We start from the raw sequence: 1274 nt of genomic DNA, 5'->3' as shown, positions 1-1274 counted from the left end.
GGCGCGAACGCGAATGGCTTCTAAGGTTTTGTGATCAAGTTTACGACCGTCATCGTGACGCATGAGTGTAGATATCCGATAAGCTTGGCGAACGAACGCTACATTATAAATGATGTTCGCTTACTTTCGTACCCATTAGTAGAAGGATTTTAAGGGCGTATAAATCAGTAGAGGGTACTAAGAGGTAACAAATACCCCAAACAATCGAGAGTGATTACCTAAAATAAAAAAGTCTAAGCAGATTACAATGATTAAGCTAATAAAACCAAGGATCGTGCAAATATTTCCTATCATAGTCACCCCCTCTCGAATGCCAGCTATTGAATCGAGCCCCCACTGATCTCCTGAGCTTTTCAATCTCTCGATTGAATGGGGCGGGGCGCCAAAAAAGTACCACTAACCCGCCGCCCTGTCAATTGCATTGCATAACCCATTTGCGGTTATAATTCGGTAAGGCAAATTTCCATCGAGTGCGAGCAAACCACGCTTGAGTCTTTTTTCTCCGAGGCGTTCAACAAGGCTCTGTAGCGTAAGAGTATTTATTTTTCCACCCTTCAAGTGTAAAACTCTACTATTTTGTACCTTTGAGTTGAACCTAAATCCATCTAACAGCGTTAATATTTCTTGAGATACTTCGGGAGAGGGTTGCTGCTTAAAAATCCTGTTTCTTTTACCAATTACAACATTCTTAGCAACGACAACATTTGTGCTTACAAAAATACATTCCTCAAAGGTGCAATCTCGAAAATTACTATTCTTCATCAATACTCTAGAAAACACGCAATATTTAAAAACTGAGCCAGTAAAATTCGATTTTTTAAGGTTCGTGCCCAAGAACTCTACTTGGGTGAACGTGCTATCTTTAAAGTTGCACCCAGTTAAAATTGCACCTTTGAAATTGACATTCACAAACGATGACTTGGAGAAGTCGGCACGAAAGCACTGTGCTTTTGAGTAGAACTTATTTCGAAAATACCTCGTTTTAGCCTTGCGGCAGAAAACAGATAAACGAGACAGACCCTTTTTCCCTTTAGGAAGCATTACATTCTCCAACTGCCCATTCTTCTAACGCTTTGGTTTAGCGGCGACTACGGAGCGCAGCGTAGTAGGCGTCCGGTGTAGGGCCGCCAGGCCCGGAACGCACTACAACAATTTGTTATGCAGTGCCCAGTCGTCGCACGACATTCGATACACGCGCACAGGCCGGGCATGGAACTCTCGAGTCGTATAGTCTCCGAACCCGACTTTCTCCGTGACCCTGACGGAAGCTGTAT

The 1274-nt window shown here is 43.3% G+C and carries 1 protein-coding gene; it reads right to left on the bottom strand.

All coding sequences use genetic code 11. The features are described 5' to 3' along the window. Positions 1–396: 396 nt before the first annotated feature. Positions 397–1041, bottom strand: coding sequence for a pentapeptide repeat-containing protein (locus BY454_RS16690; RefSeq protein WP_104417676.1), 645 nt, complete (start codon positions 1039–1041; stop codon positions 397–399). Positions 1042–1274: the final 233 nt, after the last annotated feature.

The organism is Marinobacter persicus (assembly GCF_002934325.1).
Classification (GTDB): domain Bacteria; phylum Pseudomonadota; class Gammaproteobacteria; order Pseudomonadales; family Oleiphilaceae; genus Marinobacter; species Marinobacter persicus_A.
The sequence above is the reverse complement of the archived record's forward strand: the minus strand, read 5'-3'. Positions and strand labels throughout refer to the sequence as shown.

Coding starts and splice junctions, on each gene's coding strand:
- BY454_RS16690 (WP_104417676.1), bottom strand. CDS start 1,041: ATGCTTCCTAAAGGGAAAAAGGGTCTGTCTCGTTTATCTGTTTTCTGC.